At 56.9% G+C, this 23,807-nt stretch carries 26 protein-coding genes; 14 read left to right on the forward strand and 12 right to left on the reverse strand.

Annotation, left to right across the window (positions count from 1 at the left end):
* Nucleotides 1-60: 60 nt before the first annotated feature.
* From IY73_RS02205 to IY73_RS08380, 4 genes are all read right to left on the reverse strand, one after another.
* Nucleotides 61-750, reverse strand: coding sequence for a response regulator transcription factor (locus tag IY73_RS02205; RefSeq protein WP_053978760.1), 690 nt, complete (start codon nt 748-750; stop codon nt 61-63).
* A gap of 314 nt (nt 751-1,064) precedes the next feature.
* On the reverse strand, nt 1,065-1,232 hold the full coding sequence (gene rpmF / locus IY73_RS02210) for a 50S ribosomal protein L32 (RefSeq protein ID WP_053961623.1): 168 nt from the start codon (nt 1,230-1,232) through the stop codon (nt 1,065-1,067).
* Between the two features lie 35 nt (nt 1,233-1,267).
* Entirely contained in the window at nt 1,268-1,534 is a 267-nt protein-coding gene (locus IY73_RS02215; protein WP_053961624.1) for a type B 50S ribosomal protein L31, read from the reverse strand.
* 239 nt (nt 1,535-1,773) lie between these two features.
* Nucleotides 1,774-1,914, reverse strand: a complete 141-nt coding sequence (locus IY73_RS08380; protein WP_158408669.1) for a hypothetical protein — start codon at nt 1,912-1,914, stop codon at nt 1,774-1,776.
* Between the two features lie 158 nt (nt 1,915-2,072).
* Here IY73_RS08380 and rpmB point away from each other — a divergent pair, with 158 nt between their 5' ends.
* The 5 genes from rpmB to IY73_RS02240 all read left to right on the forward strand — a co-directional run bounded on the left by rpmB (nt 2,073) and on the right by IY73_RS02240 (nt 4,195).
* Complete coding sequence (gene rpmB, locus IY73_RS02220; RefSeq protein ID WP_053961625.1) at nt 2,073-2,309, forward strand: 50S ribosomal protein L28; 237 nt, start codon at nt 2,073-2,075, stop codon at nt 2,307-2,309.
* Nucleotides 2,309-2,473, forward strand: a complete 165-nt coding sequence (rpmG, locus tag IY73_RS02225) for a 50S ribosomal protein L33 (RefSeq protein ID WP_053961626.1) — start codon at nt 2,309-2,311, stop codon at nt 2,471-2,473. The genes rpmB and rpmG overlap by 1 nt, the downstream gene beginning before the upstream one ends.
* Nucleotides 2,474-2,475: 2 nt before the next feature.
* Entirely contained in the window at nt 2,476-2,781 is a 306-nt protein-coding gene (gene rpsN, locus IY73_RS02230) for a 30S ribosomal protein S14 (RefSeq protein WP_053961627.1), read from the forward strand.
* An 8-nt stretch (nt 2,782-2,789) separates the two neighbouring features.
* Nucleotides 2,790-3,044 carry a 30S ribosomal protein S18 gene (gene rpsR, locus IY73_RS02235; protein ID WP_053961628.1) on the forward strand — a complete coding sequence of 85 codons (255 nt, stop codon included), beginning with the start codon at nt 2,790-2,792 and terminating at the stop codon, nt 3,042-3,044.
* 215 nt (nt 3,045-3,259) lie between these two features.
* Nucleotides 3,260-4,195, forward strand: coding sequence for an AEC family transporter (locus IY73_RS02240; protein ID WP_053961629.1), 936 nt, complete (start codon nt 3,260-3,262; stop codon nt 4,193-4,195).
* A 100-nt stretch (nt 4,196-4,295) separates the two neighbouring features.
* On the opposite strand, the gene purH is transcribed toward IY73_RS02240, so the two are convergent.
* From purH to sucC, 5 genes are all read right to left on the reverse strand, one after another.
* Nucleotides 4,296-5,888: a bifunctional phosphoribosylaminoimidazolecarboxamide formyltransferase/IMP cyclohydrolase gene (purH, locus tag IY73_RS02245; protein ID WP_053978761.1), complete on the reverse strand. Its 1,593-nt coding sequence runs from the start codon at nt 5,886-5,888 to the stop codon at nt 4,296-4,298.
* A 22-nt stretch (nt 5,889-5,910) separates the two neighbouring features.
* Nucleotides 5,911-6,528, reverse strand: a complete 618-nt coding sequence (gene purN / locus IY73_RS02250) for a phosphoribosylglycinamide formyltransferase (RefSeq protein WP_237023751.1) — start codon at nt 6,526-6,528, stop codon at nt 5,911-5,913.
* Between the two features lie 79 nt (nt 6,529-6,607).
* Nucleotides 6,608-8,140 carry a cell division protein PerM gene (locus tag IY73_RS02255; protein ID WP_053978762.1) on the reverse strand — a complete coding sequence of 511 codons (1,533 nt, stop codon included), beginning with the start codon at nt 8,138-8,140 and terminating at the stop codon, nt 6,608-6,610.
* A gap of 34 nt (nt 8,141-8,174) precedes the next feature.
* Entirely contained in the window at nt 8,175-9,077 is a 903-nt protein-coding gene (gene sucD, locus IY73_RS02260) for a succinate--CoA ligase subunit alpha (RefSeq protein ID WP_053961633.1), read from the reverse strand.
* A 15-nt stretch (nt 9,078-9,092) separates the two neighbouring features.
* Nucleotides 9,093-10,427, reverse strand: a complete 1,335-nt coding sequence (sucC, locus tag IY73_RS02265) for an ADP-forming succinate--CoA ligase subunit beta (protein ID WP_315861665.1) — start codon at nt 10,425-10,427, stop codon at nt 9,093-9,095.
* A gap of 445 nt (nt 10,428-10,872) precedes the next feature.
* On the opposite strand from sucC, the gene IY73_RS02270 reads away from it, so the two are divergent.
* Nucleotides 10,873-11,595 carry a M23 family metallopeptidase gene (locus IY73_RS02270; RefSeq protein WP_053961635.1) on the forward strand — a complete coding sequence of 241 codons (723 nt, stop codon included), beginning with the start codon at nt 10,873-10,875 and terminating at the stop codon, nt 11,593-11,595.
* A 61-nt stretch (nt 11,596-11,656) separates the two neighbouring features.
* Here IY73_RS02270 and IY73_RS02275 read toward each other — a convergent pair whose 3' ends face one another.
* Nucleotides 11,657-14,389 carry an ATP-dependent helicase gene (locus IY73_RS02275; RefSeq protein ID WP_237025132.1) on the reverse strand — a complete coding sequence of 911 codons (2,733 nt, stop codon included), beginning with the start codon at nt 14,387-14,389 and terminating at the stop codon, nt 11,657-11,659.
* 77 nt (nt 14,390-14,466) lie between these two features.
* Between IY73_RS02275 and IY73_RS02280 the strand changes: the two genes are divergently transcribed.
* From IY73_RS02280 to IY73_RS02300, 5 genes are all read left to right on the forward strand, one after another.
* The gene (locus IY73_RS02280) at nt 14,467-14,811 is read left to right on the forward strand and encodes a chorismate mutase (RefSeq protein ID WP_082345321.1); all 345 of its coding nucleotides are present in this window, start codon (nt 14,467-14,469) and stop codon (nt 14,809-14,811) included.
* A gap of 87 nt (nt 14,812-14,898) precedes the next feature.
* The gene (gene pgi, locus IY73_RS02285; protein WP_053978764.1) at nt 14,899-16,626 is read left to right on the forward strand and encodes a glucose-6-phosphate isomerase; all 1,728 of its coding nucleotides are present in this window, start codon (nt 14,899-14,901) and stop codon (nt 16,624-16,626) included.
* A gap of 57 nt (nt 16,627-16,683) precedes the next feature.
* Nucleotides 16,684-17,439, forward strand: a complete 756-nt coding sequence (locus tag IY73_RS02290) for a 3'(2'),5'-bisphosphate nucleotidase CysQ (protein WP_053961637.1) — start codon at nt 16,684-16,686, stop codon at nt 17,437-17,439.
* Nucleotides 17,436-18,233: a thymidylate synthase gene (locus IY73_RS02295; RefSeq protein ID WP_053978765.1), complete on the forward strand. Its 798-nt coding sequence runs from the start codon at nt 17,436-17,438 to the stop codon at nt 18,231-18,233. Before IY73_RS02290 ends, IY73_RS02295 begins: the two co-directional genes overlap by 4 nt.
* Before the next feature lie 2 nt (nt 18,234-18,235).
* Nucleotides 18,236-18,748: a dihydrofolate reductase gene (locus IY73_RS02300; RefSeq protein WP_053961639.1), complete on the forward strand. Its 513-nt coding sequence runs from the start codon at nt 18,236-18,238 to the stop codon at nt 18,746-18,748.
* 24 nt (nt 18,749-18,772) lie between these two features.
* Here IY73_RS02300 and cobF read toward each other — a convergent pair whose 3' ends face one another.
* On the reverse strand, nt 18,773-19,465 hold the full coding sequence (gene cobF / locus IY73_RS02305) for a precorrin-6A synthase (deacetylating) (protein WP_315861666.1): 693 nt from the start codon (nt 19,463-19,465) through the stop codon (nt 18,773-18,775).
* Nucleotides 19,466-19,947: 482 nt separating this feature from the next.
* Between cobF and IY73_RS02310 the strand changes: the two genes are divergently transcribed.
* From IY73_RS02310 to IY73_RS02320, 3 genes are all read left to right on the forward strand, one after another.
* Nucleotides 19,948-20,667 (forward strand): MspA family porin, encoded by a 720-nt coding sequence (locus IY73_RS02310; RefSeq protein WP_053978766.1) that lies wholly within the window; start codon nt 19,948-19,950, stop codon nt 20,665-20,667.
* 109 nt (nt 20,668-20,776) lie between these two features.
* Nucleotides 20,777-22,081 (forward strand): MspA family porin, encoded by a 1,305-nt coding sequence (locus tag IY73_RS02315; protein WP_053961641.1) that lies wholly within the window; start codon nt 20,777-20,779, stop codon nt 22,079-22,081.
* A complete protein-coding gene (locus IY73_RS02320) occupies nt 22,078-23,055 on the forward strand; it encodes an MspA family porin (protein WP_053961642.1) in 978 nt (325 codons plus the stop codon). Before IY73_RS02315 ends, IY73_RS02320 begins: the two co-directional genes overlap by 4 nt.
* A gap of 153 nt (nt 23,056-23,208) precedes the next feature.
* Here the strand turns inward: IY73_RS02320 and IY73_RS08040 are convergent, their stop codons facing one another.
* Nucleotides 23,209-23,790, reverse strand: a complete 582-nt coding sequence (locus IY73_RS08040) for a suppressor of fused domain protein (protein WP_148417486.1) — start codon at nt 23,788-23,790, stop codon at nt 23,209-23,211.
* Nucleotides 23,791-23,807 lie beyond the last annotated feature (17 nt).

Raw genomic sequence — 23,807 nt, forward strand, 5'->3', positions numbered from 1 at the left:
TTGGCACTTTCAACGACGTGAAAGGAATAGCCGGGTCTCCCCGGCTATTCCGCTGTCGTCTTAACCTTTGTGGTCACGCATGACGTAACCAACCCCACGCACTGTGTGAATGAGACGCTCTTCGCCTTCTGACTCCGTCTTCCGCCGTAGGTAACCGATGTAAACCTCCAGGGCGTTACCCGATGTTGGGAAGGAGTACCCCCACACCTCCTCGAGAATACGGTTGCGGCTCAGCACCCGCCGGGGATTGGAAATAAGTAGTTCGAGCAGCGCAAACTCGGTACGAGTGAGGGAGATGGGACGATCCCCTCGATACACCTCACGCGTGACAGAGTTCAGCGAAAGATCAGCGAACACCAAGCTCTCAGCTTCTTCCGCTCCTCCGTCACGCCCCGTGCGACGCAAGAGAGCGCGGAGGCGAGCAAGGAGCTCTTCAAGAGCAAACGGCTTAGGAAGGTAATCATCGGCGCCGGCATCAAGACCAGCAACGCGCTCGGAAATAGCGTCGCGGGCGGTTAGCACCAAGATGGGCATATCGTCACCGCGGTTACGTAGCTCACGGCATACTTGCAGCCCATCCATCTGCGGCATCATGACGTCGAGAATCATGCCGTCAAGATGCTGGTGGCTAATAAGATCGAGAGCTTGCTCCCCGTTTTCTGCGAGAACTACTGTATAGCCATTAAATGTGAGCGAACGACGCAGTGATTCCCGCACCGCCTCATCGTCATCAACAACTAGGATCTTCATAAATTAATACTCTCTATCGAAAAGCACTCTTGCTTCACATCATTCCACATCTTCTATTCAGAGAGCAGAGCAGTTGAAGAGGGTGTCGCATTGCCTGGCATTTTCGTGGCAATAAAACTCACCGTGTTGGCACACAGCTCATTTCCGCGAGCAGAGACGGCCACACCTCACCCCACACAAAGCCGTGGCAGATAAATACCACAACAGAGGGCCACAGTAGAAAACTGTGGCCCTCTGTCTCAGGGATCGAATCAAGCTATCAGGTTGTCGCTATCGCTGAGTGCAATCACCGCTCAAGGGGCGGTGAATCACTATCAGTCGAGGTCAACCAGGCCGAGCTTGGCAGCCTTCACCAGACGACGCGGAACAGCGGTGGCCTGGCCATCGATCTTGACATTGTCCAGGGCGGCGTTGTCGGCCTTCCACTGGGAACGGCGCGAGTGGGTGTTCGCGCGAGACTTACGGAACTTAGGAGTTGCCATTGTTCAGGTCCTTAATCTTGGTAAAGAAGCGCGAACTACTTCTTAGACGACTTGGGGATACGCTTGCCGTAGCGACGCTGGAACTTCTCCACGCGGCCGGCGGTGTCCATGACTCGCTGTGCGCCGGTCCAGAACGGGTGAGACTCAGAGGTCACATCGACGACGAGCAACGGGTAGGTATTGCCGTCCTCCCACTCAATGGTGCGGTCGGAGGTCGCAGTGGAGCGGGTGATGAACTTGGTACCGGTGCTCGCATCCTGGAAAACCACCGGGTGGTAGTCGGGGTGAATATCCTTCTTCATTGATCGTCCCTTGTAGATGGTGTTTGTGGTCTAGTTGTGCTGCGAACCTAGCTCCAGCCTCACTGTCCACACAGTGGGGAGCTGGTGCAGCGGCTCGGCGGGCGGCTTCTACAACTCAAGCGTTGCGAGTGCCCCGCGGCGTATTTGCATTTCCACGGAGAAATCCGCAGAACGTGCGACTGCCCAATACTACTAGTGAAAGGCGCAGGAAAGAAATCCAGCTGGCATAGCAGTCACCCCTAGAGAGCCTTCCCGGGAAGCTTATAGCTGTGGTGACCAGCAGCATTGGTCTTCTTCAGCAACTCTACAAGTATAACGGTGGCCTGCAGCTTTCTCCAACCGAAGACGACCGGCGACACCACTACAGCAGACATAGGCAAAACGTCACGGTGTAAGCAAGGTCAAATTGCCAAAACGGAGGTTTTCCGGGTAACGTAGACGTCTGCTGTTGTCTATACGTATGTCAGCGCCCACCCCGGTTCTTCCGACCGTCCAATCGGATGCCGAATAAGGATGGGCGGAAGGAGAAAGAACGCCAATGTCGGCGCATTGCCAAGTAACGGGACGGAAGCCGAGTTTCGGCAAGTCCGTTTCGCACTCGCACCGGCGCACTAACCGTCGGTGGAACCCGAACATTCAACGGCGTCGTTACTACCTCCCTTCGGAGGACCGGTACGTCACCCTCTCGGTCTCCACTAAGGGCATTAAGACCATCGATCGCGATGGAATTGAGGCTGTTGTGGCTCGACTGCGCGCACAGGGAGAACGTATCTAATGGCACGTAACGAAATTCGCCCCATTATCAAACTGAAGTCCACGGCTGGTACTGGTTACACCTACGTGACCCGCAAGAACCGCCGTAACGATCCGGATCGTCTTGTCATGAAAAAGTACGATCCGGTTGTCCGTAAGCACGTTGATTTCCGCGAGGAGCGATAAGAATGGCTAAGAAGTCCAAGATCGCTAAGAACGAGCAGCGCAAAGCTATGGTTGCCCGCTACGCGGAACGCCGTCAGGAACTGAAGCGCATCATTTCCTCCCCGAACAGTTCTGATGAAGAGCGCATGGAGGCCCAGTCCAAGCTCAACAAGATGCCGCGTGATGCCAGCCCGATCCGCGTTCGTAACCGCGACGCCGCTGACGGTCGCCCCCGTGGCTACCTGCGTAAGTTTGGCGTATCCCGTGTCCGTCTCCGCAAGATGGCTCACGATGGTGAGCTGCCTGGTATCAGCAAGTCGAGTTGGTGAGGTAACCCATGGCTATGAAGCGCAACTACAACAAGAAGCACCGCGCTGAGCAGGGCCGTCGTCCTAAGAAGAACCCTCTCGTCGCCGCAGGTGTTGAGCACGTTGACTACAAGGATGTCAACCTGCTTCGTCAGTTCATCTCTGATCGCGGCAAGATCCGTAGCCGTCGCGTCACCGGTCTCACCCCGCAGCAGCAGCGCGAAGTTGCTGTCGCCGTGAAGAACGCCCGCGAAATGGCTCTTCTTCCGTTCACCAGCCGCTAAACCGGCGTGAACTGATACGTTCGAACAGCAGAAAGTGGCCGTACCACCAAGGTACGGCCACTTTCTTTTATCCTCCAGTGTCCGCTAAACCGGACTCATTTTTTCTTTGCTCCCCTGTTGCCTAGACTCAAAGGGAGCCCCCGCAGCACAATGCCGGTGACGGCACTCCCCCGAACCTTGCGAAACCGCTTCCCTGTCAAAAGGAGAAAACGCCTATGCTTGCTGTCTTCCACGGCTTCGGCGTTATCGCCATCATCATCTTTATCGGCTATCTACTAGCGCGGCTCGGTATCCTCTCCGAAGAAATGGCGCAAGGTCTTAACAACACCTGTTTCTGGATTGCCACACCAGCACTACTCTTCGACACCATCATCAAAGCCGATTTGAAAGTGGTGTTTTCTGCACACCTCAGCGTGGCTGTCTTTGCCAATGTTGCGGCATCCCTCATCTTCATTGTGATCGCACGGCTCTGGCTGAAGCGGAAGCCGGCAGAACTCGTTATCGGTGGTCTGTCCGCCGGCTACGTCAACTCTGCAAACTTGGGTATTCCTATTGCACTGTACGTCATCCACGACCCCACCGCATTTGTGCCGATCCTCCTTTTCCAGACCATCCTGCTCTGCCCCGTTGCGCTAGCTCTGCTCGACCATTTAGTGCTCGATCATTCCAAGCAGTCCACCTGGCAGAGGATTCTCCAGCCGCTCAAGAACCCAATGGTCATTTTCGGTTTCGCGGGCCTCATCTTTGCACTGGGGCACTGGTCTCCTCCCACTATTATCAGTGAGCCTCTTCACCTCATTGGTCAAGCTGCTGTCCCCTGTGGCCTGCTCGGATTCGGCCATTCCTTCTACGGAGTGAAGGTGATGGAGAAGGGGACTACGCCACGCCGTGATGTCGCTTTGGCCGTGGTACTGAAAACCGCTGTGATGCCATTAATTGCCTGGACGTTCGGCCATTGTGCACTAGGTCTTGACTCGAAGACACTGTTCGCAGTCACGGTCTGTGCCGCCCTCCCCACCGCCGTCAACGTGTATATTTTCGCGTCACGTTATAACACCGCCCGCTATCTTGCCCGAGACGCCGGCTTCATCTCAACACTTTTGGCGATCCCAGCGATTCTGGTGATCTCTGCGCTACTACTGCCGGTATAGCATGCCAGTTTTCTGACAAAAAGTACGCTCCCCACCGTGTTATATCACGGTGGGGAGCGTTTGATGGTGTGCTCAATAGGTCTCTGTGGACCCGTTGGGCCTAGTGCGCGAAGTGGCGGCAGCCAGTCAAGTACATGGTGACACCAGCAGCCTTTGCGGCTTCAATGACCTCGTTGTCGCGGATGGAACCGCCCGGCTGAACAACGGCCTTAACGCCAGCTTCGGCCAATACCTCGAAACCGTCAGCGAAGGGGAAGAAAGCGTCGGAAGCAGCCACGGAACCAACCACACGCTCACCTGCGCGCTCTACGGCTAGTTTGGCAGCATCAACGCGGTTCACCTGCCCCATACCAACACCGACTGTAGCTCCATCCTTCGCCACCAGAATGGCATTGGACTTGACGGAACGGCAGGTACGCCAGGCGAATTCGAGATCCTGCAGAGTGGCTTCATCGGCGGGTTCACCGGCGGCCAACTCCCAGTTCTTGGCATAGTCACCGTCAACATCGACACGGTCGCGTTCCATGAGGAGCACACCACCGGTCACCTGGCGGAAGTCGTAGAAGGGAGCCTCGCACTCAGGGACCTGCATAATGCGCAGATTCTTCTTCTGGGACAGGATCTCGACGGCGCCATCTTCGTAAGATGGTGCCAGGATGGCTTCGGTGAAGACGTTAACGACGTCCTTAGCCATCTCGCAGGACACCTCAGTGTTGGAGGCGATGATGCCGCCAAAGGCTGACACCGGGTCGCAGGCGTGGGCCTTACGGTAGGCGTCTGCAACGGACTCGGTGGAGATGGCAATACCGCAGGGGTTGGCATGTTTGATGACGGCGACGCAGATACCCTCATGGTCATGGGCGGAGCGCCAGGCGGCGTCGGCATCCATGTAGTTGTTGTAGCTCATGGCTTTACCATGCAGCTGCTTTGCCTGGGCAATTCCCGAGTGGGCGTTATCCAGGTACAGTGCAGCAGACTGGTGAGGGTTCTCACCATAGCGGAGCACATCGCCGCGTACGAAGGTGGCGCCTTCCCAGACAGGGAATTCAGCTTCACGCTTTTCATCCTCGGTTTCGGCAGCGGCAGCGGCCTTCTCTCCAAGCTGCTGGCCGAACCAGGAGGCTACGGCGACATCGTAGGAGGCGGTGTGGCGGAAGGCGTCGGCAGCCAGCTCGGTGCGCTGTGCGAGGGTGAATCCGCCTTCCTTCACCGCGGTGAGGATGTCACCATAGCGAGCCGGATCAACGACGACGGCAACGGACGGATGGTTCTTAGCGGCAGCACGCACCATAGAGGGGCCACCGATGTCGATCTGCTCGACGCAGGCGTCGAAGAGGGCACCGGATGCCACCGTGGCCTCGAAGGGGTAGAGGTTAACGATGACCAGCTGGAATGCTTCAACGCCGAGTTCGGCGAGCTGTGCCATGTGGTCGTCTTTACGCGTGTCTGCCAGGATGCCGGCGTGGACACGGGGGTGGAGGGTCTTAACGCGGCCTTCGAGGCACTCAGGGAAGCCAGTCAGTTCGTCGACGGGGGTGACGGGTACACCAGCGTCAGCGATGCGGCTTGCGGTGGAGCCGGTAGAGACAATCTCTACACCGGCCTCATGCAGTCCCTTGGCAAGTTCTTCGAGTCCGGTCTTGTCGTAGACGCTGACCAGAGCGCGCTTGATGGGCTTACGAGAATCAGACACTGATTTCCCTCTTCTACTGTGATTATTGTGTGCGGGTCACGCGGGCTGATGGGCCATTGGTGGCGATATCTGCGATGACGTCACAGAGCAGTCGCCGTTCCACAATTTTGATGCGGTCGTGGAGAGCCTCGACGGTGTCGTCGGGCAGAACGGGAACCGGCTCTTGGGCAAGCAGCGGGCCGGTATCGACACCTTCGTCAACAAGGTGAATAGAGGAACCGGTGTATTTCACACCGTAGGCGAGCGCGTCTTCCACTGCGTGTGCACCTTTAAACGCAGGCAAGAGAGCGGGATGGGTATTGATGAAACGTCCCCCAAATGCACTCAACACGTTCTTTCCGGTGATGCGCATAAAGCCGGCGGAGATAACGAGATCAGGCCGGTAGGCTCTGATGGCGTTAGCAAGTGCGGCATCCCAGTCGTCACGATTGTCATAGTCCGCGAAATTGACGAGGAAGGTGTCCAGCCCTACTGCTGCCGCGCGCTCCAGCCCTGCACAGGGACGATCCGCCCCTACTGCCACGATTTCTGCTGGATATGCTGGGTTGTGGGTAGCCTCCACCACCGAGTTCATGAGGGAACCTACGCCCGAGACGAGAACGACTAGACGAAGTTTGTGGGGAGAGGATGCTGGATCCACGGCAGACACTCCAAAACGCTCACTAAGTGCAATACCTGTAGTGTAGCCCGTTGCCCTCTGTTTTCCCTACCTGAGACGGTTACTGAGCTGCGTCATCGTTCTCAGATGCAGTTTTTTCTGGCTCTGCTGTGGCAACTGGGTCTTCTGTCGCGTTGGTGTCCGCATCGGTCTGCAAATCTGGGGTGACGGGGACGCTGTTCTCGATGCTGTCGTAGGTATCTTCCGTACCTGCGTTATCCTCGGTATTGTCCGCAGTACCATCGGCATCAGATGCTGCCAAGCCTTCCGATTCTGCTGTACCATCATGATCCGCTGCAGCATCTTCCATTGTTGCGTCTTCTACCGCAGCGTCAGTTTTTTCCTCCACTGCGGTGTCCTCGGCAGCAGCAGCCTGTGCGGCGCGTGCCGCCCGGCGTTCCGCTCGGGCAGCTGTCACACTCGCCATCCCTTCCCCACGCTGCAGGAATACCGTCACCGCACCAAGGATGCCTAACCAGGCTGCAAGTACTAGGCCGGTCAGAGCTTCCGACATGCGTACTGAACCCATCACACCAATCTGCCCGCCCGCGAACCATGCACCGACTGCGGAAAAAGCCGCAGTGGTGGGAACGGCGAAGGCGATGGCACGGAGCCTATCCCCTACCGTACGTCCAGGAGTACGACGGGCCACCGCTACTGTCGCAATGATCGGGACAACGAGAAAGATAAGCCACCATGGTTGTGCCTCATGTTGGGGTAATGCTGCAAAAAGGGGGAATGCCGGAAGCTGCTCTAGGTGAGTTGCGTAGAGGCTGGTCTGCGATCCCCCAATCTGGATTCCCCCACCCGCCACGATGATAGCTGCCGCAATCATCATATTCGGCAGATACAGGAGGCTGAAGAGCCCGAACCCGAGGATTCCTGCAGCAGAGTTCCCATAGAGCAGTACTTGGCCAATGAGCTTCCAGTGTGCCAGCAATGCAATTACACCGGCGACCGCACCGGTGGTGAGCATGGTGAGGAGGAACTGTCCGGCTACCTGAAAACCAGCTGTGCCCCAGGTGGGGAAAGAGTCGGTGGCATACGGGATGAGATGGAGGACGCGTTCCCGCAATCCCACGACCAGACCAACCAGTGTGGTGAGAAGGACGAGGGCAACCATCACTGCAGGATGGGGAGGCTGAATAAACACCAGGTGGCGCAATCCCCACATGCTCCCCCACCCGATGCCAGACATCACTAGTGGGGTAGCGATCGAGACAACGCTGAAAAGCTGTACATCGGCGGGGGAATCGTCAGTAGTGAAGTGCCGTGCGGTCCACGCTAAGGCGGCGATGTAGAGCAGAGTGGGCACTAATGGGAGAAACCCAAGCACCGTGACGAAGCCCGTGGGCCCAATACCCGTAAAGGGGACATGAAAGACCGTCATCCACAGGGAAAAGGTGAGGGGCCACCAGTGTACTGCATCCATATTTGCGAGAGCGACTACGACCCCGCAGACCACCATCAGGGTGCCAAAGAGCGCCACCGGGGGGAGAACGGCGGGGAGAACGGCGCCTTTACGTGTACCGGGGAGCACCGGCGCGCGCACCTGGCGGAGACGCCTGACGACGCCAGACTTCTTACTGGCCACAGACGTCTCCTCCCCAATACGCGGTTAAAGTCACCTACCCATTATGCAGGTTTGCGTAAGCTTCGCGTGCCAGACGGGCGGTCTCTGAGGGAGTTTTACCAACTTGTACGCCAGCAGCTTCGAGAGCATCCTTCTTAGCCTGCGCTGTACCGGAGGAGCCGGACACAATAGCTCCGGCGTGGCCCATGGTCTTTCCTTCGGGGGCGGTGAAGCCAGCCACGTAGCCGATAACCGGCTTCGTAATGTGTTCTTTGATGTACTCGGCAGCCTTCTCTTCAGCGTCACCGCCGATCTCACCGATCATCACGATGAGTTCTGTGTCGGGATCGTCTTGGAATGCTTGCAAGGCGTCAATGTGAGTCGTTCCGGGGATGGGATCGCCACCAATTCCCAAAGCGGTAGAAATACCGATTTCCGCTACTTCCGCCATCAGTTGGTAGGTCAATGTGCCCGACTTCGACACTAGGCCGATGGAGCCTGGGTTGGTAATACCATCTGGGGTAATACCAATGTTGGTCTCTCCGGGGGTAACAATGCCGGGGCAGTTGGGGCCGATCATGTGGGTCTTCTGGCCGTGGTCAACATTGTGTGCCCAGGCTGCAGCAGCGTCGTGGACAGGAATCCCTTCCGTGATGGTGACGAGAACGGGGATCTCTGCATCGATGGCTTCCACCATCGCGCCCTTGGCGTAGAGGGCTGGCACGAAGATGACGGACACGTTGGCACCCGTCGCCTCCATTGCTTCTCTCACTGTGCCAAACACAGGCACATCTTTGTCGACATTGTCGAAGTGGACGCTAGTTCCGGCTTTGCGGGGGTTGACGCCGGCGACAATGTTGGTGCCGGCAGCCAGCATACGGGTAGTGTGCTTCATACCTTCCCGCCCAGTCATACCCTGGACGACGATGCGGCTGTCTTTGTTGACGAAGATAGACATTGTGGCTCTTCTCCCCTACTTCTTTGCGTCGAGTTGGCCGAGGCGGCTGGCGGTAATGCGCGCTACAGTGGCGGCACCTTCATCCATGTCTCCAGCCGTGGTAATGAGAGGGTGCTGGGCATTGTCGAGGATCTCGCGAGCGGGTGCGACGTCGTTGCCGTCGAGTCGCACAACCAGAGGTTTAGTGAGGCTGTCTCCCAATTGTCCCAGCGCCTGGAGGATACCGTTGGCGACTTCGATGCAGGAGGTGATACCACCAAAGACGTTGACGAAGACGGCTTCTACCTGGGGGTCTTCCATGATGATACGAAGTCCCGCCTCCATCACGGCAGCGGATGCACCACCCCCAATGTCGAGGAAGTTCGCAGGTCGCACATTGTCGTAGGCTTCGCCTGCATATGCGACGACGTCTAGGGTCGACATAACGAGGCCGGCTCCATTACCGATAATGCCGACGGTTCCGTCGAGTTTGACGTAGTTAAGTCCCACCTCTTTGGCGGCTAGTTCATGGGGATCTGCAGTGGAGTTGTCCCGGTATTCAGCGAAGAGATCTTGCTGGCGGCCTTCAGAGTTGTCATCGAGGGTGACTTTTCCGTCGATGGCGAGGACCCGTCCGTCACCTGTCCGTACCATGGGGTTCACTTCTACTAAGCTAGCGTCTGCGCCGTCGAAGACCCGGTAGAGCTTTTCAATGGTGGCAGCAGCGGCGTCGAGAATGTCGGCGGGGAGGTGGCCTTGTGCGGCAATTTCACGGGCATGCGCGAGGTCGACACCTTCATCCGGGTCGATCGCTATCTTGGCAAGTGCCTCTGGCTGTTCTTTTGCAACAGTTTCTATATCCATACCGCCTGCTACAGAGCACATGGCGAGGTAGGAGCGGTTGGAGCGGTCGATGAGGAAGGACATGTAGTATTCCTCCGCGATATCGACGCCGGGATCGATAAGTACTTTGTGGACGGTGTGTCCTTTAATATCCATGCCGAGGATCGCTTCTGCATGGGCAACGACGTCCTCTTTTGTTCGGGCGAGCTTCACACCCCCAGCTTTGCCGCGCCCACCGACTTTCACTTGGGCTTTGACGACAACCGGGAGGTCCATAGATTCGGCCGCTGCAGCGGCTTCTTCGGGGGTGGTTACTACGGTGCCGCGGAGAGTAGGAACTCCGTATCGGTCAAAGAGTTCTTTGGCTTGATGCTCGTAAAGGTCCATCCGTCCATCGCTTCTCGCTCGAAGGTAGGCCAGGCCGATGCGGCAACTAGTCCGTACCTTAGTGATCGCAGCCGTTGCAAGGCGCTTGTCTAGAAGTCTACGAGGAATCTGAGCGAATAGCAGCATGCTTTGGCGAGGCATCCTCGAGCAGGCTGCAGCGACCAGGGGAAAAGCGCTAAGAATCTTTATAATTAAGAATCTCTCAGTTACATTCTTAGTTTTAATAACCGGAGAAAATCTCCAACGGCGACCACTGTGTCACATTAGTAACAATGGTCACTAATAGGTTTTATGCAGGTTGCCCTTTTAAATCACCCCCAAATAGGGGTATTTTAAAACTTTTTATTTAACAATTCTTTCTTATAAAAAATTCAAAAAAGCCTTTTTACCTGCACTTATATAACTTTTTCAACGGATTAGGTCATCCTAATACGTCTTATCTGTCCCCACATTTGCCCTATCCCGTCACAACCCGTCGGAAATACTCTTGTAACAAGTTTCGTTATCATCTAGTCTAATAACCATTAGGTAACGAAGCGGTCACGTCTGCTGGTTGCCGGACGTAATGCCCAAAGGAAGGACGCTCGTGAGCGGACAGCGAAAGAGTGAAGGTGTAGAAGCAACGAGGCTTCCCCGCCATCGCGCTTCGGTGAAGCCTATTTCTGGCGGCACTGTTGCTATTGCTCTCGCTGCGGGCGCTATGACGACCGCTGGTGTCACTTCCGCACTCGCCTCTGGCCACACCAGCATTCGTAGTGAATCCATCGAACTCGCCGGCAATGTTATTGGCCAGGATTCCTCCCTCACCCCCGTTATCGAGAACACCACCGACACTGACGCTCTCTCTGGCTTCGCAAGCCAGCTACAGGTAGCTGGTGCTGCACAGAATCGTCGTATGGCGGCAGAGCTAGCCTCCCGTCGCCCCACTGTGGTGCTTCCCGCCATCGGCATTATCACCTCCGGATTCGGTCCGCGTTGGGGCTCCTTCCATGGCGGCGTTGATATTGCCAATGCTGTTGGCACTCCCATCCACGCCATCGCCGACGGTGTTATCATCGATGCTGGCCCTGCCGCTGGTTACGGTAACTGGATTCGTGTTCGCCACAACAACGGTGCTATCTCCGTCTACGGCCACATGTACGACCTCTACGTTTCCAAAGGTCAGAAGGTGAAAGCAGGACAGAAGATCGCCGGAATGGGTTCCGCCGGTTTTTCCACCGGTACCCACCTCCACTTCGAGATTTGGCCCGACGGCAAGCGCAAGGTCGACCCTATCCCGTGGCTCGCCCGCTTCGGCCTCCACTTCTAAATCTTTTCCCCTAAAGTTCAGCCCCGCAGCATAGCGCTGCGGGGCTGTTGCTATCCCGTGGTTATAGCTTTTCAATCGGTGCGGCAATCAACATAAGGCGCACCACACCAGACGAGCCGAAATCCACCAATGCAGTGGCGCTGGCCCCAACGCCAGTCACTTCCAGGACTTTTCCCAAGCCATACTTGTCGTGCACAACGCGATCTCCCTTCTCTACACTGATGGCGGAGCTATGACGGGGGTTCGCAATCTGTGGCGCCATACGACGGGTCTCCACTGGGTTACCCCAGCGCTTGTGGACATCGCCGTAACGCCCGCTGCGAGAGATACCACTCCGCCCAACGTGATGCGCCGAGGACTTTCCTTCGCGGCTACCGGTGCCCCCACTGCGGCTACCCGCACCCCACGGGGAACCACCTCCAGTTCCCCACGAGTGACCGGACGAGCCGTAGCTCCAGTCATCATCATCGAACTCGGGAGCTTCCCTCAGCACGTTGAGCAGATGCGCAGGAATCTCGTCCAGGAAACGCGACTGTGGATTAGACTGCGGCTGCCCCCAACTGGAACGGACAACAGCACGGGTCACGTAGAGCTTCCTCTTGGCGCGGGTAATTCCGACATAGGCCAGACGACGTTCCTCAGACAGCTCATTCTCGTCGGCGAGCGCCCGCATATGCGGGAACATGCCGTCCTCCCACCCGGTGACGAAGACGACCGGGAATTCCAGGCCCTTGGCCGAGTGCAGTGTCATGAGGGTGATCATGCCGTCGTCTTCATCAGGAATCTGATCCGTATCCGAGGTGAGCGAAACGCGTTCCAAGAACGCAGCAAGCGATCCTGGGGCGGCCAGTCCCTCCGTGCCCTCCGCCACCGTCTCCGCACTAATGCCGTTGGTGTCATCCTGCGCGAAAGATTCTTCCAGCGCTCGCAACGACGCGGCATCGGCGGAAAACTCGTGTGCCACAGACACTAGTTCGTTGAGGTTGTCGAGACGAGCTTGGTCTTGGGGGTCGTTAGAACCTTCCAAACTTGCCCGGTACCCTGACCGATCAATCACCAACTCCACAAGTTCTCCCAGGTCGGGAAGCGAGCCGGCACCTGCGGTATGTTCTGCGCCAGCACTATGGTTTTGGATACCAGTGATGAGGGAGACAAACGCCGCAATGGCATTCTCCGCACGTGAGTTAAGGAAAGGGACGGTACCGTTCTGTGCACGGCAGCACGCCTCCCAGAGGGACACACCCTGCTGTTCGGCAAACATCGCCAGGCAGCTCATCGCGCGGTCGCCAATACCCCGTCGCGGAGTGTTGATGATACGGCGGAGGCTTACCGCATCCGCGGGGTTCTCCACCACCTTCAGGTAGGCGACGATGTCGCGGACTTCCATCCGCTCGTAGAAGCGGGTACCTCCCACTACCTTGTACGGTAACCCGGTGCGAATGAAGGCATCTTCCAGGGGACGCGATCCGTTGTTAGTTCGGTAGAACACCGCCATATCGCTGTAGGACATCCCCTCATCGTGGAGCTTGTCGATTTCACTACCAATGAAGCGGGCTTCATCATGCTCGTTATCTGCCACATAGAGGTCGATGAGGGGGCCATCACCTGCGGCAGTCCAGAGGTTCTTTTTTCGACGTCCTGCATTGTTGTCAATGACGGCATTAGCGGCTGACAAAATGTTCTGTGTCGAACGGTAGTTTTGTTCGAGCAAAATGGTGGTGGCGTTGGTGAAATCCCGCTCAAATTCCACGATGTTGCGGATAGTCGCTCCACGGAAGGCGTAAATGGATTGGTCGGCATCGCCCACTACACACAGTTCGGCGGGTTCCACCCCGTTGGAGCCATCTCCCACCAGTGCCCGCACCAGCATGTATTGGGCATGGTTCGTATCTTGGTACTCGTCAACCAGCACATGTCGGAAGCGACGCTGGTAGTACTGCGCGATCGCGGGATGGGATTCCAGGAGGGCGACGGTTTCCCCAATGAGGTCATCGAAATCGAAGGCATTGGCTGCCCGCAGACGAGCTTGGTAGATGCCGTACACCTCGGAGGCAACTTTGTCGAAGTGTCCTTCATGCGCGTCGGCAGCCGCCGTTTCCGCATCAATAAGCTCGTTTTTCCAGTTCGAAATACGGTTTGCCAAGGCCTTAGGAGCGTATTTCTTGGGGTCGAGGTTGAGGTCCTTGACGATCATGGTGAGGAGTCGCTTGGCGTCATCAGCATCGTAAATGGTGAAGTTGCTGTTGACGACCTCGAGCTGTGCCGCCTGGGCGCGCAGAATACGGACGCACATGGAGTGGAATGTGGAAACCCACATGTAGGTTGCTTCTGTCCCAACAATGTGTTGAACACGCTCCCGCATCTCGGCAGCGGCTTTGTTCGTAAAGGTAATCGCCAGAATCTGAGAAGCGCGCACCGGCTGCGTTTCGAGCACATAGGCGATACGCCGGGTGAGAACAGTCGTTTTACCGGAACCAGCTCCGGCCACGATGAGGAGCGGAGTGCCAGTATGCTGGACAGCTTGCTGCTGTTGGGGGTTGAGCCCCTCGAGTAGTTGTTCGGCTGCATGCGGATCCCGCCGGCGATGCCAGCCCGCACGGGCGGTACGTGAAGTGCTTGCTTTCCCAGATACTGGTATGGAGGTAGCGGTGTCGGAGACAGGGATGCCGTCAGTGGGCAGGCTAAAAAGCCCCAACGGCGCATCTGCTGTAGGCTCGGAGCTTACTTCTGTCTGTGCCGGGGAGGTGGGAGTAGTCCGGTCGGGGGAAAAAGGATCTGCAGTCATGTCACTCATATTGTCCTCCAATCTACTGGAATGTAGCTTGCTGCTGTGACACGGGCCCTTTGCCCTTTCCGTGGAATAATGGAGCTATGGCAGATTCCACTCATGAACCGCACGACCTGGCCTCTCCTGTTGATGAGTCAACAGACGAATGTCTTCATGGAGATCCCACTGGCGCTAGCGATGAGTTGAGTGCTACTGAGATCAATGAGCTGCGGAAAGAAATCGACCAGCTGGATCGCACTATTCTTGAGTCCATTCAACGTCGTACTGAGATTTCTAAGATGATCGGTCAGACTCGAAAGAAGAGTGGCGGTCCCAGGCTAGTGCACAATCGCGAACTTAAAGTTATCGAGCGTTTCAGCGCGCTGGGGAAAGAAGGTCATCAGTTAGCACTGTTGCTGCTCCGCCTTGGACGCGGCCCTCTGGGATAGTTACATTTATCCCTGTCACCACAATCTTTTTCGATTAAGTATCTAACCTCATCAGCAAACGTTCAGCACGTAATGGAGAGATAAGCAATGACTGGTGCAACCCCTGTCGACATCACTACCACTCCCGCGTGGAATGACCTGCTCGGGCATTTCGCCACTGTGAAAGACCTCCACCTACGCGACATCTTCCAAGCTGATCCACAGCGTGGTACTGAACTGACCTATCAGGTCGGTGACCTCACCTTCGACCTCTCGAAGAACCGCATTACCCGCGAGACTCTCGATAAACTCATCGCCGTTGCCGAAGCCGCCAACATTCCCGCCAAGCGCGAAGCAATGTTCTCCGGCGAGCACATCAACTGCACCGAAGATCGCGCTGTCCTACACACCGCGCTGCGCCTCCCCCGCGATGCGGAGCTCATCGTCGACGGCCACAACATCGTCGCTGACGTCCACAATGTTCTCGACCGCATGCATAGCTTCACCGATTCCCTCCGCAGCAAGGAATGGAAGGGCTACACCGGCAAAAACATCACCACCGTCGTCAACATTGGCATTGGCGGCTCGGACCTCGGCCCCGTCATGGTCGACCTAGCACTGCGCCATTACCAGGATGCCGGTATCTCCGCCCGCTACGTCTCCAACGTCGACCCGGCCGACCTGGTCGCCAAGACCTCTGACCTCAACCCCGCAGAGACCCTCTTCATCGTCGCCTCCAAGACCTTCACCACCCAGGAGACCATGACTAACGCTGCCGCTGCTCGCCGCTGGCTTGTCTCGGGTCTGCAGGAGATCACCGGCAGCGAGGTGGGGGACGACGCCATCGCTAAGCACTTCGTGGCTGTCTCCACCAACGCTGAAAAGGTCGCAGACTTCGGCATTGATACCGCCAACATGTTCGGATTTTGGGATTGGGTTGGCGGCCGGTACTCCGTCGATTCCGCCATTGGCCTGTCCGTCATGACTGTTGTCGGCTATGACAATTTCCTCCGCTTCCTCGACGGCTTCCACACCATGGACGAGCACTTCCGTACTGCTCCACTGGCCGAAAACGTCCCCGTGCTGATGGGTCTCCTGGGTGTCTGGTACTCCGACTCTCAGCTCTTTAACGCTGATTCAAAGGCCGTCCTCCCCTACGTACAGGACCTCAGCCGCTTCCCCGCTTACCTGCAGCAGCTCACCATGGAATCGAACGGCAAGTCTGTCCGCACAGACGGCAGTCCTGTCACCACATCCACCGGCGAAATCTACTGGGGTGAACCCGGCACCAATGGCCAGCATGCGTTCTACCAGCTGCTCCACCAAGGCACCCGGCTCGTCCCCACCGACTTCATCGCTGTCGCCCAGCCGCTGGACGATCTGACCACTGCAGATGGCACCGGTTCAATGCATGACCTGCTCATGAGCAACTTCTTCGCCCAGACGAAGGTCCTTGCCTTTGGAAAGACCGCTGCCGAGATCGTTGCAGAAGGAACGCCGGAAGAGCTCGTCAACCACAAGGTCATGCCGGGTAACCGCCCCTCCACCTCTATCCTCGCTGCACGCCTTACCCCCGAGGTCGTCGGCTCCCTCATCGCTCTCTACGAACACATCGTCTTCGTCCAGGGCATGATCTACGCCGTCAATCCTTATGACCAGTGGGGTGTTGAACTCGGCAAGAAGCAGGCTGGAGATCTGCTGCCTTTCCTCACCGGTGATGCTGCCCTCCCCAGCGAGGTGCTCGCCGACGCTGGCACCAGCCCCGCCGGTGTTGACTCCTCCACTGCCACTCTCATCTCCCGCTACCGTACGCTCCGTGCTGACGCACCGAAGTAACCTCGTCCACCCACTATTCTCACTACACTGGGAACCAAGCTACTGAAGGAATTAGCAATGAGTCTCAAACTTGACGACGTAACTCTCGCCCAGCGCATCGCCGCTGGTGCCGGAGCCATTCTCAAGGGCATCCGCTCCGGTGGCCTGCTGCGTGGACATGACCTTGGGGCAGCAGGCGATGAACTCGCCCAACGCTGGATCGCTTCCGTGCTAGCCAACCACCGTCCCGATGACGGCATGCTTTCAGAGGAGGCTCCCGATGAGGTCGAAGAGCGTCTGTCTAAGGACCGAGTGTGGATCATTGACCCGCTCGATGGCACTCGCGAGTTTTCCACTGGCCGCCTGGACTGGGCAGTACACATCTCCCTGGTTGAAAATGGCCTTCCAGTGGTAGCTGCCGTCGCAATGCCCGACCTTAACCGCGTCTGGCACACCGCTAACGTGCAGGCAGTAACCGGCCCCTACTCCAACAAGATTGTCATTTCCCGCACCCGTCCGCCGGCCTGCGCAGAGTACGTGGCAGAAGCTGTTGGCCGCGAACTGCACCCAATGGGTTCGGCAGGTGCCAAAGGCATGTCCGTGCTCCTTGGCGACGCAGATGCCTACATTCACTCCGGCGGACAGTACGAATGGGATTCCTGCGCTCCGGTGGGCGTGGCACTTGCTGCTGGCCTGCACTGCTCCCGTCTCGATGGCTCTCCGCTGGTCTACAACCAGGAAGATACTTACCTTCCGGATCTCTTGATCTGCCGTAAGGAGATCGCGGGAGACATTCTTAAAGCTGTCACTGAATTCGAGGCTAAGAACAAATGATCAATGCGCCCTATGAAGACCTCCTCCGTGAGGTGCTCACCCACGGCACGCCAAAAGCGGACCGTACTGGCACCGGTACGCGGAGTGTCTTCGGGGCGCAATTGCGCTACCACTTAGACGATGGCTTCCCGCTTATTACCACCAAGCGCGTTCATGTGAAATCCATTGTCTACGAGTTGTTGTGGTTCCTGCAGGGCAACACGAATGTCCGCTGGCTGCAAGAGCATGGCGTCTCCATCTGGGATGAGTGGGCGGACGAGAACGGCGACCTGGGACCAGTCTATGGTGCTCAGTGGCGTTCCTGGCCCACCCCCACCGGAGAGACTCTTGACCAGATTAGCGCTGCACTTGAGCTGCTGCGTACCGACCCGGATTCGCGCCGCAATATTGTGTCCGCGTGGAACGTCTCAGAGTTACCGAAGATGGCCCTCTACCCCTGTCACACGCTCTTCCAGTTCTATGTCGCAGACAATAAGCTCAGCTGCCAGCTTTACCAGCGCTCTGCTGACCTCTTTTTGGGTGTGCCATTTAACATCGCTAGTTACTCTCTGCTCACCCACATGATGGCGCAACAGGCAGGTCTGGGTGTGGGAGACTTCATCTGGACAGGCGGGGACTGCCACATCTACAACAACCATGTGGAGCAGGTAACGGAACAACTCTCCCGCGATCCCCTCCCTTACCCCACGCTAGAGCTGCGTCAAGCTGATAGTATTTTCGACTACCGGTACGAGGACATCCAGATTGTCGGCTACCAGCACCATCCTGCAATTAAAGCCCCGGTGGCGGTGTAGGCATGATTGGACTTATCTGGGCACAGTCCATTGACGGGTGGATTGGCCGTGACGGAACGATGCCCTGGCACGTTCCGGAAGATTTAGCGCATTTTAAACACATCACCAATGCGGATCCCGTTGTCATGGGGCGAGTAACCTGGGATTCTCTCAACCCCCGCTTCCGCCCGCTTCCTGGCCGCCCTAACATCGTGTTGACGCGTGACACAGAGTGGAGCGCCCCCGGCGCCCAGGTAGTGCACTCCCCGCTTGAAGCACTGGAAACTGCGGAAGAGTTAGCTAGTGAGGGCGACTTTTGGGTTATTGGGGGGTCGCATATCTACCGCGAGTTTATGCCGATTGCTCACCGCTGCGAAGTGACTGAACTCGATATCACCGTGGCGGGGGCGGACGCTGCCGCTCCACGGCTCGACCCTGAGATTTGGCAGGAGATTGCTACTACGCAATGGGAGCGTTCCACCAGTGGAGTTCGTTACCGATTCCTCACCTTCGACCGGATTTCCCTCAGTAAGTAGGTGTCCATGACCCAACCGTTGCGGTCATGCAGCTCTTTTTTTCAGTGCAGCGATCTCCACTCCCACGTCTGCGACATAGCCTTCCCGCAGAACTTCGTTCTCCGCACGCAGATACGCACCCCAGTAAATGTAGGTATCAGGCGTTGCAACCTCCAGATATGCGTCACGACCGACCAGCATGACAAAAACGTTCTCACGCTGCGTCGGTGTGAGCGAGGAAAGCTTCCTCCCAGTGGTAATAGTGATGGTTCCATCGATATCGTTGGCCAACAGACCAAATGCGGCGGTAAGCGCGTGGACTGCAGAAACTCCGGGAATCACTCTGATAGTCGTTTCATCGCCTATGGCACGCACGATGCGTAGTGTCGAGTCGTATAGACTGGGGTCCCCCCACACCAGAAAGCCCACTCTGCCACCTTCGGGGAGAGCCTGGTGGAGTGCTTCGCTGATAAGGTCTGCGCGTGCTTGGTGCCACCGTTTAACCTCTGCTTGATAGTCCACCGGATGGCGGTCGCGTGGGGGATCGTGAAGCTCGAGAACGGTGGCGGCAACCGCGTGACAGCGTAAAACAGAACGTCGAAATTCGCGCATATCTGTTGTAGCAGAACCCTTATCTAGAAAAACAACAGTGTCTAATTGCTGCATTTCACTGGTAGCCGAGAGAGTAATGTCCTCTGCTCCACCAGTTCCAATGCCGATTACACTCACGTGATACACACTTTGTGAGTAATCGAGGCAGTTCCGTCAAGGAAAAGTTAGTGTGTTAATTGTCACAAACTCGTTTTCAGGAAATTGTTCACACACGGATGACGAGATTTTGCACATACACGGGAATTACCCACACTCACATGACTCACTTCTCTTGATAAGCATCGGTATCTAATGTCAGCTATTCCATTTCGGTAAGTTTCTCAATAATTCTTAAATTCCAGAGTTATGTCAGGTTGAAATCATCATGCAGCAGAAATGCTCCGCAGAACAAAAAGTCGGATGATGACTATTTGGTAAATATTGAATGAATGACCAATACTCCTGCATTGCAAGGTTTTTATCGACTGAATCTAATGGAAACAGACATCATCACATAAGTTTTTTTATTCTAATTGCGACAGCCTTATTCCCATTTTGCAATCAACAAAGATGAGTGTTTACTAAGAACCAAACATTCGCTCCCCTACTCTTCTCCCCAAGGAGTATCCATGAAGCTTCGCCGTTTGACGGCCTCCACACTGGCCACCATGACCTTTTTCGGCGCATCCTTCTCCACAGCTAACGCCATCCCGATCCACAAGACTGGATCCAACTACACCACCACTACCGAAGACGGTCTCACCCTCAACGTAACGCGCTCCCACGAACAGTTTGAACTGCAGCTTCCCGACAATCTGTCGATCTTCTCTCACCAGACCTTCCTTGATACCAAGGGCGTAGCCACTATCAAGGGTGCCACCGGCAAGGCCCTTGATGCGCACATCATGATTGGCTACCAGCTCGGCTGCATGATTGACGTCTCCGACGGCGCCACCTTCGAATTCGGTGCTCCCAAGCTCACCACTGGTGTTGAACTTAAGCAGGCCCTTAATGGAATGCCCTCCATTAAGGGCGAAGGCAGCGCAGACGGCGGCGGAGCTGAAATCAGTGGTGTTGGCGCCACCACCACGCTCACCCCGAAGGCAGGCCTCGAAGTGCCGCTCGGCCCGGACGTTAAGTTCACCCTCAAGCCCGGCCAGATCATCACCTTCCTGGTGGCAGAGAAGGACGTCAAGGGCAGCAAGGGTGCGCTCCGCTATGTCGGTGAGCCCATCAACGTTGACGGCTGCCTAGGCTTCGCCTCCGTGCGATCCTTCATCACCCTGTGGACCAAGGCTCCCATCGAGGATTCCAAGATCACCACGTGGGGTAAGGTCACCCGCTTCTAAAAGCCAGCGGATACGGCCAGCTCAGTTGCTCCGTTCTCTCCCTATCAGTGTCCCGTTAAGGAGAGAACAGCTGGCCGTTTCCGCATCCCCCTCGCTTGATTGGACGACCATGCTGCAACGCTCCTCCATTTCTTTGCTCCTCGCTGCCAGTCTCCTCAGCGCTAGCGTGGCCACTACTCCTTTCGCCTTCGCCGCCCCTGCTGCACACGATCCTGGTACCACCCTCCGCCAAAAAGTAGACACCGCTCTGACGGAGTCCCGCACCAGCTACTCCGTCCCCGACGTGGAGCGCACTATCATCACCGAAGATGGCGAAAAGGTCACTCTCGCCAAGAATAACGAGCATATCTACCGCACCGCCCCCCTTAACCGGAACCTCCTCACCCACGAAGCCCGTGTAAGCCTGCAAGGGCTTGCCAAGGTGGCGGGTTCTTCTCAACGTTCTATCCATACGCTCACCGTGGGATATCTCATGGGCTGCCAGATCGATGCCTCTGAGCCAGCCAAACTTGAGGTCTCTTTCCCTATGCAAATCCAGCTACCGTCCCCGCGGATCGGCACTGAAGGCGACTTTAGTGCACCGGATTTCGAGCAGAACCGGAAATCTCTAGGCGTTACTCTACTGCGCCCCCAACTGTGGTTTGGCTATGTGGCAGGTGTTACCCTTTCTGACGAGATTTCGTACAACGTCAACGTCAAGCCTGGACGCATCGCGAAGGTTCCACTGGCGAGCTTCTCTTTCCGCGGAAATCGCACGAGTTGGGCGGATCTGCGTGATGTCCATATGTTCATTGACGGCTGCCCCGGCAACGTCTCCCTCCGCTCCTACGTGGAGTATCTCGACGGTGCTATTAGCCCACGACACTTCCCAACTCCCAGCTCCGAAACGAAAAACAGCGCGAAGCTGCTTAATTCCAAAAAAATGAAAAAGCCTAAGAGGGCCCGTTTCGCTCAGCAAACTGACTCACTGAAACAGGTCAAGCAGAGCAAAATTCGTCTGCCGCGTCTCAATCCCGACCAGTCCGTCAGCCTTCCCAAGAAGAAGAGTAAGCGCGGCTTCAAGGATAAGTACCCAGTTGCCCTTACCCCTCGGGAAAAGGCCCAACAGGAGGCGTACCGCGATCTCACCCGCAAGATGGCAGAGGTCGGTAACCCCTCTGGAGCATCGTTGGACCGCCCCTATGGGAAGCAGAATCCGGACACCGTGGAAGGCCTGAAATTTACGATTCATGGTGCAGTGCGCTGGATGTCGACCATCCTGCCACAAACGGATCTTGCCACCGATGCCCGCAATCGCGAAAAAGTGGTGCGTGAGATGTGGGAACCCGTCCAGGAGTACGCCAAGCGCTTCGTCAACACCCTTGCCAGCATCTTCATCCCCCTCGGCATTCCGTCCCCTAAAGGCCTGCTATGACCCTCTCATCTCACCCGCGACACACCATGCGGCACACCGCCCGCAGTGTCACGGCACTTGCAACCACCATTGGCGTTGTCCTCACGACGGTACCGGTCGCCGCTGCTGCACCAATCGCCCCCACCACAGGAGCCCTGACTGCCCGCAGCGCCAGCACCCCTGACCTCGAACCGCTTCTCCCCACCTTCCTGCAACGCCACATCAGCTTTGCTACTGAGCAGCGCACCTACGTCAACCCCGAAAAAGGCAAGGTCCAAACCGTGATCCGCCGGAGTGGACTCACCAATTCCTCGGCTCTCTTCGACCTCGACCGAAATGGTGACGTCACGCTCGAAGTACGTACCCGAGTGGATCCGTCCTATCGCGTCGCCTACTTCTATGCGGGTGTACAGTACGGCTGCTTCGGTGGTGTGGGTGACCCCAAGGTGGAAACCTCCATTGACACCAACACCACCATTAGTGTGAACGGCAAGTGGAAAACCCACGCCACCACCTACCCCATCACCCAGTTCCTACAACAATCGGCCCGTACCGCCGTTAAGGGCGCCATCGCCGGCGCAGAATGTGGTGCAAGCGAGGGGCCGGGCTGTGCAGAGATGGCGAAGTTCTTGGCCACAGAAGTACCGCGTGAAGTCTTTGCCACCCTCGAGCTGGCACGCATCATTACGAACACCGGTACCTCCGAAATGGGAGTTTCTGCTAAGCCAAAGATTGTCCCTACCTTCTCTGCCAGCGTCTATCCTGGTCAGACCAGTGTGGTACCGTTCTACTTCCTCCGCTACAGCCCCGGCTGGAACACCGTGCGAGTGACCAATATGAACCTCCAGGGCTCGGGTTGTATCGGCCCCGCCTACATCCGCCCCTTTGTCGTCACACTCGGCCGCACCAAAAGCGGAAACTACGTCAACTACCAGCTCATTGGTCAGTCCTACCCCTTCTACCCCAATAAGCTCTTCCGGATGAGCGAACGCTAGTTCCTTACCCGGACGGGGTGGGAAGTCCGTTCTCAAGACGCTCCACACTCCGCACCACTGTCCCGGTTACGCTACGATCGCTCGTGTAACCGGGACAGAATTCTTTCGTTAGCATATGCCCCCTGCTGCGGTGACAACGGTACTCGCAGCGCCTTAACAGCACGACAGGCGACCCCAGTCCGCGGGATCAATATCGAAACGCCGGAACAGCTTCTTCTCGAACTCCTGCCACCCCTCCGCCATAATGAACTTTTCCTCGCTCGGACCAATGGGGAAAAGCCACACCACCGCCACCGGGCCGTACTCTGTCTGGCAGGTGGGAAACTCGCCATCGAACATCCGCGGCAGCGATGCATACACAGCATGAACTCCCGCATCAGGCGGCAAAGGCCCAATCACTTGTCCCCGTAAGATCGGAGTGTTGGTGGTGTCAATAGCCTCCGCCACGGCTCCTATTACCCGCTCAGCCTCAAACCGATCCTGCGGATCACACAAGGTAAAAAGCTCCAACCGCAGTTTATGGCGAGTTTGTGGGGACACGAGTGGAACAAAACTCAACCCCACAGACCACACCGCAGAAAGACGCTGCGCTTTGAACGCCACTGGCATCCGGGACGCCAACCGCGCAGGAACTTCCGAGAACACGACAGTCCAATGCGCATGGCGAGATCCCGGCACGGAACCGCGAATACGGCCCAGCCGCTCTTCCATATGAGCGATGACTGCTGGCTCCAAACCTTTTACCTCTCGTC

This window comes from Lawsonella clevelandensis (assembly GCF_001293125.1).
Taxonomy (GTDB): domain Bacteria; phylum Actinomycetota; class Actinomycetes; order Mycobacteriales; family Mycobacteriaceae; genus Lawsonella; species Lawsonella clevelandensis.

Excerpts from the sequence above, each read along its gene's own strand:
- IY73_RS02205 (WP_053978760.1), bottom strand. The coding sequence starts at position 750 with ATGAAGATCCTAGTTGTTGATGACGATGAGGCGGTGCGGGAATCACTG.
- rpmF (WP_053961623.1), bottom strand. The coding sequence starts at position 1,232 with ATGGCAACTCCTAAGTTCCGTAAGTCTCGCGCGAACACCCACTCGCGC.
- IY73_RS02215 (WP_053961624.1), bottom strand. The coding sequence starts at position 1,534 with ATGAAGAAGGATATTCACCCCGACTACCACCCGGTGGTTTTCCAGGAT.
- rpmB (WP_053961625.1), top strand. The coding sequence starts at position 2,073 with ATGTCGGCGCATTGCCAAGTAACGGGACGGAAGCCGAGTTTCGGCAAG.
- rpmG (WP_053961626.1), top strand. The coding sequence starts at position 2,309 with ATGGCACGTAACGAAATTCGCCCCATTATCAAACTGAAGTCCACGGCT.
- rpsN (WP_053961627.1), top strand. The coding sequence starts at position 2,476 with ATGGCTAAGAAGTCCAAGATCGCTAAGAACGAGCAGCGCAAAGCTATG.
- rpsR (WP_053961628.1), top strand. The coding sequence starts at position 2,790 with ATGGCTATGAAGCGCAACTACAACAAGAAGCACCGCGCTGAGCAGGGC.
- IY73_RS02240 (WP_053961629.1), top strand. The coding sequence starts at position 3,260 with ATGCTTGCTGTCTTCCACGGCTTCGGCGTTATCGCCATCATCATCTTT.
- sucD (WP_053961633.1), bottom strand. The coding sequence starts at position 9,077 with ATGTCTATCTTCGTCAACAAAGACAGCCGCATCGTCGTCCAGGGTATG.
- sucC (WP_315861665.1), bottom strand. The coding sequence starts at position 10,427 with ATGCCTCGCCAAAGCATGCTGCTATTCGCTCAGATTCCTCGTAGACTT.
- IY73_RS02275 (WP_237025132.1), bottom strand. The coding sequence starts at position 14,389 with ATGAGTGACATGACTGCAGATCCTTTTTCCCCCGACCGGACTACTCCC.
- IY73_RS02280 (WP_082345321.1), top strand. The coding sequence starts at position 14,467 with ATGGCAGATTCCACTCATGAACCGCACGACCTGGCCTCTCCTGTTGAT.
- pgi (WP_053978764.1), top strand. The coding sequence starts at position 14,899 with ATGACTGGTGCAACCCCTGTCGACATCACTACCACTCCCGCGTGGAAT.
- IY73_RS02290 (WP_053961637.1), top strand. The coding sequence starts at position 16,684 with ATGAGTCTCAAACTTGACGACGTAACTCTCGCCCAGCGCATCGCCGCT.
- IY73_RS02295 (WP_053978765.1), top strand. The coding sequence starts at position 17,436 with ATGATCAATGCGCCCTATGAAGACCTCCTCCGTGAGGTGCTCACCCAC.
- IY73_RS02300 (WP_053961639.1), top strand. The coding sequence starts at position 18,236 with ATGATTGGACTTATCTGGGCACAGTCCATTGACGGGTGGATTGGCCGT.
- IY73_RS02310 (WP_053978766.1), top strand. The coding sequence starts at position 19,948 with ATGAAGCTTCGCCGTTTGACGGCCTCCACACTGGCCACCATGACCTTT.
- IY73_RS02315 (WP_053961641.1), top strand. The coding sequence starts at position 20,777 with ATGCTGCAACGCTCCTCCATTTCTTTGCTCCTCGCTGCCAGTCTCCTC.
- IY73_RS02320 (WP_053961642.1), top strand. The coding sequence starts at position 22,078 with ATGACCCTCTCATCTCACCCGCGACACACCATGCGGCACACCGCCCGC.